Source organism: Nocardioides pelophilus (genome assembly GCF_014180685.1).
GTDB lineage: Bacteria > Actinomycetota > Actinomycetes > Propionibacteriales > Nocardioidaceae > Nocardioides > Nocardioides pelophilus.
In genome coordinates this window covers 23,443-29,816 of sequence record NZ_JACEHF010000030.1, presented here as the reverse complement: position 1 = coordinate 29,816, position 6,374 = coordinate 23,443, and the positions used below count along the sequence as shown (strand labels likewise).

6 protein-coding genes are annotated in these 6,374 nt (G+C 71.4%); 2 read left to right on the top strand and 4 right to left on the bottom strand.

The annotated features are described in order from the left end of the window. Together H0488_RS08170 and H0488_RS08165 are read right to left on the bottom strand one after the other, a co-directional pair. Positions 1 to 371: FHA domain-containing protein (locus H0488_RS08170; protein WP_183098789.1), on the bottom strand; the 371-nt coding region annotated here is incomplete at its 3' end. 9 nt (positions 372 to 380) lie between these two features. Further along, on the bottom strand, positions 381 to 1,709 hold the full coding sequence (locus tag H0488_RS08165; RefSeq protein WP_183098788.1) for a protein kinase domain-containing protein: 1,329 nt from the start codon (positions 1,707 to 1,709) through the stop codon (positions 381 to 383). Positions 1,710 to 1,832: 123 nt separating this feature from the next. Here H0488_RS08165 and H0488_RS08160 point away from each other — a divergent pair, with 123 nt between their 5' ends. Together H0488_RS08160 and H0488_RS08155 are read left to right on the top strand one after the other, a co-directional pair. Further along, on the top strand, positions 1,833 to 2,534 hold the full coding sequence (locus H0488_RS08160) for a vWA domain-containing protein (RefSeq protein WP_183098787.1): 702 nt from the start codon (positions 1,833 to 1,835) through the stop codon (positions 2,532 to 2,534). Continuing rightward, complete coding sequence (locus H0488_RS08155; protein ID WP_183098786.1) at positions 2,531 to 3,433, top strand: protein phosphatase 2C domain-containing protein; 903 nt, start codon at positions 2,531 to 2,533, stop codon at positions 3,431 to 3,433. Before H0488_RS08160 ends, H0488_RS08155 begins: the two co-directional genes overlap by 4 nt. A gap of 294 nt (positions 3,434 to 3,727) precedes the next feature. Here H0488_RS08155 and H0488_RS08150 read toward each other — a convergent pair whose 3' ends face one another. Further along, a complete protein-coding gene (locus tag H0488_RS08150; protein ID WP_183098785.1) occupies positions 3,728 to 5,332 on the bottom strand; it encodes a hypothetical protein in 1,605 nt (534 codons plus the stop codon). A 92-nt stretch (positions 5,333 to 5,424) separates the two neighbouring features. Continuing rightward, positions 5,425 to 6,237: a protein kinase domain-containing protein gene (locus H0488_RS08145; RefSeq protein ID WP_183098784.1), complete on the bottom strand. Its 813-nt coding sequence runs from the start codon at positions 6,235 to 6,237 to the stop codon at positions 5,425 to 5,427. Positions 6,238 to 6,374 lie beyond the last annotated feature (137 nt).

Genomic DNA, 6,374 nt, shown 5'->3' with positions numbered 1-6,374 from the left:
GGCGGCGGCGGTGGTGGTGGAGGTGGAGGTGGAGGCGAGGGCGCGTGCACCGCCGCCTTCCCGTCGCCGGCCACCATGCCGGCGGGGGTGATCGTGAGCTGGGCACCGGGCGCGACCGGTCCGCAGCGCACGTCGGTCCGCCCGGTGATCGGGTGCTCGGTGATCCGGACGCCGTTGACGAACGTCCCGAACTGGCTCCCGGTGTCGACGAGCACCCACTGTCCGTCGACGGGGCGGAGCTCGGCGTGCTGGCGTGAGACCGAGCCGGCGGTGAGGACGACCTCGGCCTCGATCGCCCGACCGATACGGATCACGGTGTTCCCCTCGAGGTGGAGGACCCGACCGTCCACCTCGACCACCAGCGGAGACATGCAGCCAGCCTAGGCGGGTGCGCCGTGCGGACCCGCCGACGGCTTCCGCACCTGGACCGTGGCGTTACGGATCGTGATCCGGGCGCCGGGGACGAGCTCGATGGTGCGGTCGGGGTCGAGCACGAAGCTCTGGCCGCCGGGATAGGCGACCGGCCAGGGGAAGTCGGAGGCGTTGTGCAGGCCCCACCGGTCGGGAGCCTGCGGGTGCTGCCGGAGGTCGCCGAGGACGACCGGGTGGTCGACGCCCGACGCGAGGTGGTCGGACCGGATGGCGGCCTGCGGCCCGACCGCGACCGTGCGCCGCCCGACCTGGAGGAGGTACGGCGGCGTCACGGGCGTGCCGTCCTGCCAGCACACCGGGTCGGGCTCGCCGCTGCTCCAGAAGTTGGTGGTGCCACACGTCGGGCACGCGAGCAGGCCGTCGCGCAGCCGGTCCATCGCCTTGATCCACTGACCCTCGGTGACCCGGGCGCCGGGCCGCTCGATGCCGTCGACGAACGCCTGCACGAACAGGTCCCGGAGGAACTGCGGGTAGATCTTCCAGTACTGCTGGACGATCTCGGCCGGTCGGTTCGTGTCGTCGGTCGGGTGCATGCAGAACAGCGGGTCGGTGCCGAAGTGCGTCATCAGCCAGTGCGCGTCGCGCACGCCGGCGTCGGTTCGCGCACCCTCGAGCGGGTGGCCGAGGAACAGCGAGTAGAACAGCAGGACCGCGAGCGAGTGCCGGTCGGTGTCGGTGTTGGGGAGGGTCCGGTACGTCGTGTCGCGGACCACCTCGGGCGCCATGAAGTACGGCGTCCCGAGCACCCGCCCGGTGCCGTTGTCGATGCCGACGTTGTCGTTGTCGCAGATGAGGACGTCGCCGCCGGTCGGCTCGAAGAAGACGTTGCCGAAGGAGATGTCGCGGTAGCAGAGGCCGCGCGCGTGCAGGCGGAGGAAGCTGTAGCTCAGCTGGCGGCACAGCTCGATGATCGAGGAGAACGAGACGTCGAGCGGGTTGCCGTCGCGGTCGGCGTTGAGCAGGAGGTAGCTGAGCTCGAGGAACCGCGGGTCGCGCAGGTGCATGACGTAGCCGAAGCTCGGCTGGCTCGGCACCCGGGCCATGCTCAGCGGCCAGAGGAAGCGCCGGTGCGGTGAGCCGATCTCGACCAGCTGCTGCATCTCCTGGTACTGCTCGGTCGTGGCGCTCTCGGGCTTGTACCACTTCAGCGCGAGCGGCTCACCGGTGTCGCGGCGTACCTCGAAGACGTAGCCCTGGCCGCCCTGGCCCAGCAGGGAGGTGACGCGGGCTCGGCCCAACGGGCCGAGGTCGACCTCGACGCCTTCTGCAAGCACCATGGGTGTTGCCGACCTCCGTGCTTCACGTTCCGCGTCCGGAACCGTCCCGAACCATTGTCAGTGTGTGACAATCTATAGCCTGATCAGAGACGGCGGCGTCCAAACCCGGTAACAGGAGATGGCATGAGTGACCGCTTGGGCGGCGCCTTGGCGCGCAAGCCCCTCCACTTCATTTTCGTCCTGGATGTTTCCGGGTCGATGATGCGAGGCGGCCGCATCCAGGCGCTCAACAACGCCATCTCCGAAGTTCTCCCGCACCTCAAGGACGAGGCTCGGGCCAACCCGCACGCCGAGATGCTGATCCGGGTCCTCGCGTTCGCCAACGAGCCGCGCTGGGTGATCGAGGAGCCCACGCCCGTCGACCAGATCCACTGGGAGCGGCTCGAGGCGGTCCCGCGGGGGTTCACCGAGCTCGGCAGCGCCCTGGTCACCCTCACCGACGCCCTCTCCCACCTCGACGAGGGCACCAGCGCCTATCCCCCGGCGATCATCCTGGTCTCCGACGGCCGCCCGACCCAGAGCAGCGGCACCACGTTCGCCGAGGGCCTCCAGGCACTGCTCAACAACCGCTGGGGCGCGACGGCCGTCCGGCTCGCGCTCGGCGTCGGGCGCGACGCCGACATGCACTCCCTGCGCCGGTTCATCGGCGACGAGGACGTGCCGCTGCTGCGCGCGGACAACCCCGAGCAGCTGGTCGAGTACATCGTCTGGGCGTCCAAGGCCGCCAGCAAGGTCGCCTCGCGGCCGGTCGTCGGCGGCGGTGGTGGTCTCACTGCAGTGCCGCCGAGTCCCATCGGCGACCCGATCTGGAGCACGCTCGGGTGACCCGCGAGCAGCACCTGCCGGGGTGGACGGTCCTCTCCGCTTCCCGGATCGGTTCCGTGCACGTCCGTGACGAGCTCCCCCTGCAGGACGCGATCCTCTCCTGGTCCGACGGCTCCCAGGCGGTGGCGGCCGTCGCCGACGGGCACGGCCACAAGGCCCACTTCCGCAGCGACATCGGCTCGGCCCTCGCGGCGGTCAGCGCGGTCGAGGTGCTGCGCCGCGTCGTCGGCGAGCTGACCGACCCGGAAGCGGCCGGCGACGTCGTGACCGCAGCTGCGGCCTCCATCGTCGACACCTGGGTCACCAAGGTCCGCCACCACATCGAGGCGAACCCCTTCGACCTCGCCGACGAGCGCGAAGCGGCAGCGGCCGACGACCCGCTGCGGCCCTACGGCACCACGCTGCTCGGCGCCGCCGTCTCCGGCGATCTCCTCGTCGTGCTCCAGATCGGCGACGGCGACGCGGTGCTGGTCACCGACCAGGGCGAGGCGCTGCGCGCCGTCCCCGACGACCCCCAGCTCGACGGTCTCCACACCAGCTCGCTGTGCGAGCCCGAGCCGCTGCGCGCATTGCGCACCGCGGTCATCGACACCCGCGTCGAGGACGTCGCCCTCGCCTTCCTCTGCACCGACGGCTTCGGAACCTCCCGGGTCGACGCCGGCGGCTGGTGGCGCCAGACCGGCGAGCAGCTCGTCGAGTTCGGCCGCACCCGCGGCCTCGAGTGGATGCGCGAGCAGCTCCCCAGCTGGTTGGAGGAGCCCGCCCAGATCGGCGGCGACGACACCTCCATGGTGATCATCGCCCGCGCCGACCTCGGCGCCGGAGCCAGCGACCGCCCGGTCGACCCCGACCGCACCCTCGCGCTGCCCGAGCTCGCCGACACCCTCGACGCGCCCTGACGGACGCCTTGGTTTCGAGGCTCGGCGCTAGCGCGCCTCGCACCTCAACCAGCGGCGGCGATGCCGTCGTCGCCCCGCACCTCAGCCAGCGCCGGCGTTGCCCCGAGGTCGCCTCGCACCTCAACCAGCGGCGGCGTTGCCGGAAGCCGCCAGACGACCGCAACCCCTGACCACGTCAACCGCGCGCGCGGCAGCGTGGCGCCCGCGGGCGAAGCCCGCACGGAGCGGCGCCCGCGGACCGAGCGAAGCGATGGTCCGGGCGGTGCCGCTCCGTCGGCGACACGCTCGCGCCGACTAGAAGATGAGGTCGTAGAGGTTCTCGGGCTGGGCCTGACCCTTGTCGTACATCTGCAGGTAGCAGCGGCAGTCGAGGTCGTCGATGTAGAGGACGCCGAAGTTGTTGCCGCTGTCCTGCTCCTCGATGTAGCCGTAGATCTTGCCCTGCTCGGGCTCGTCGGCGTCCTGCTGACCGTTGCTGTTGTCGTCGTTGTACCAGTAGTCCACGACCAGGTCGTCGTCCTGCCGCGTCAGCGTCTTCGCGTTGCTGCGGTAGCGGCGGAGGTCGTTGACCTTGTCGAACTTGCCGACCCAGGTACGGCGGCCCGAACGGCGGCACTCGCTCTCCTCGGTCTCGCCGTCGACCTCGGTCGGGATCCGCTGGCAGTTGATGATGCCGAAGAGGGTGTTGAAGTCGGTGACCGCGACGTCGGTCGGACCGTCGGGCGGCGTCACCGTCGCCGACACCGCCTTGAAGGCGGGGTCGAGCTGGTCGGCGGAGACCCCCGTGCCGCCGGTGATCTCGGCCGACTGCCTGCCGGCCTGGCTGTCCCAGTAGATGATCGGGGCGGCCGTGCTCGTGTCGTCGGCGACCTTGGGGTCGAAGCGGTAGTAGGCGCCGGACTCGACGTCGGCGACGATCGTGCCCTCGTCGTAGTTGAGCCGCCGCTGGCGGGCGGCCTTCAGCTCGGCGTCGGAGGAGTAGGTCGTGAGCACCAGCGTGCCCTCCGGGAAGGTGCACGAGATCTTCTCGGCCTGCCCCGACTGCGGGTTGGCCTCGACGCACTCGTCCATGCCGGAGGTCACCAGTGCCGCGAGGCTCTGGTAGCGCTCGTTGAGGGCCTCGAACGAGACGTCAACACCGGGGGGCGTCGTGGTCAGGGTGGTCTTCCCGTTGCCGCTCGGCGGTTCGGGGTCGTCGTCGCCGGACAGCACGACCACTCCGCCGACCACTCCGCCGCCGATGAGCACGACGACCGCGACGATGCCGACGACGAGCGGCCAGACCTTGCGGGGCTTGCGCGGCGCGGCGTGGCCGTAGCCGCCGTACGACGCGGGCGGCGGCGCGCCGTACGTGCCTCCGGGAGCGGGCGTCGGCGCCGATGCGGGCGTGCCGGGGTTGGGGCCGGAGCTCGGCCACACCGGAGACGTGGGGGGCGGCTGGTTCGCACCCGGCGGCGGGGTGGAGGCGAGCGGCGGCGAGCTCACCGGCGCACCGGCCGGCGGCAGCACTGTCGGCGGCCCGGCGGGCGGCGGCACCGGCGCGGAGGCGTGCTGGGTGCGGTAGGCGCGCACCTGGACGTCGGAGACCCTGCCCGTTGCGTAGCCGAGGACGGCGAGGGCCCATTTGGCGCCACCCACGTCGGCGCTGCCGCGGTCGCGCGCGAGCCGGTTGCCGGCCTCGGTGACCGCGCGGTCGGCGTCGGCGCCGCTGTCGAGCATGCTGATCATCGCCTGGTAGGCGCCCAGGCGGACGGCGTCGACGAGGAGGTTGATGTCACCAGTGGTGGCGCTGTCCTCGTCGAGATAGTCGTCGAGGGCGCCACGGAAGCTGTCGGCGTCGTTGAAGAGCTCCCGGCCCTGGCTCCGCCCCAAGGCATACAGGCTCTCGTGCAGTTCCATGACTCTCCCCATCGGTGATTTCCGTCGCCGGCCGAAGGAATCCTACGTTCGCTTCGGCCCCGTGTGCGTCACCACACCCCGTCGTCGTCCGGTCAGACTCCCGCCCCCAGCCCAGCGGCAATCCCCGACGCCCGGTCGGCCACCTCGGCGGCCGTGCGCGGCCGGGCGGTGACGTCGGTCGCGAGGCAGGCGCCGATGAGCTCCGCCGCCTCCGGCGGCAGGTCGGACGCCAGGCTCGGCTGTGACGCCAGGATCGAACGGACCAGCAGCAGCGGCTCGGTGCTGCGCAGGTCGCCGTAGACCCCGCGACCGGTGAGCGCGTAGTGCAGGCAGGCGCCGAGCGACCAGATGTCACTGGCCCGGGAGGCCGCGCCGCCGAGCATGATCGAGGGATCGGTGAACTCGAGACCGATCTGGCCGAGGCCGGTCATCACCATGCCGGGCGAGAGCAGCTGGGACAGACCGAGGTCGGAGAGCCGGCCGCCGTCCTCGGCGATGAGGATGTTGGCGGGCTTGATGTCGCGGTGGGCGATGCCTCGCTCGTGCAGGGCGTGGGCGGCGAGCGCCGCGTCCCGGACGGCGGCGACCGCGCGACCCGCGTCGAGCGGCATGTTCGGCTTCTCCAGCGACCCGAGCGGGAGGTACTCCATGGCGTAGTAGAAGGCGCCGCCGTGTCGGCCGGCGTCATAGACGGCGACCAGCCGGTCCGAGTCCGCGACGCTGAAGTGCTTCAGCTCGCGCGTCGCACGCCGGAAGGCATCGTCCGACGTCGGGCCGGCGATCACCTTGACGACCACCTCGGTCGCGGCGATGCCCAGCCGCGCCGGCGCGTTCGCCAGGTAGTTGGTGCCGTAGTTCGACTCCCCCAGCGGCCGGATGAACTCATAGTCCGCGATGCCCTGCACGCGATCCTCCGATGGCTCTTGTCGGGCGCGGCACCACGTCCCAGCAATGCACCGGGGGGCGGCGTCGCCTTTCGGGTCAACAGCATGGCATGTGCCACCGATCCGGCTCATCAAAACCGCAAACGGCGACGACGATT

Coding starts and splice junctions, on each gene's coding strand:
- H0488_RS08165 (WP_183098788.1), bottom strand. CDS start 1,709: ATGGTGCTTGCAGAAGGCGTCGAGGTCGACCTCGGCCCGTTGGGCCGA.
- H0488_RS08160 (WP_183098787.1), top strand. CDS start 1,833: ATGAGTGACCGCTTGGGCGGCGCCTTGGCGCGCAAGCCCCTCCACTTC.
- H0488_RS08150 (WP_183098785.1), bottom strand. CDS start 5,332: ATGGAACTGCACGAGAGCCTGTATGCCTTGGGGCGGAGCCAGGGCCGG.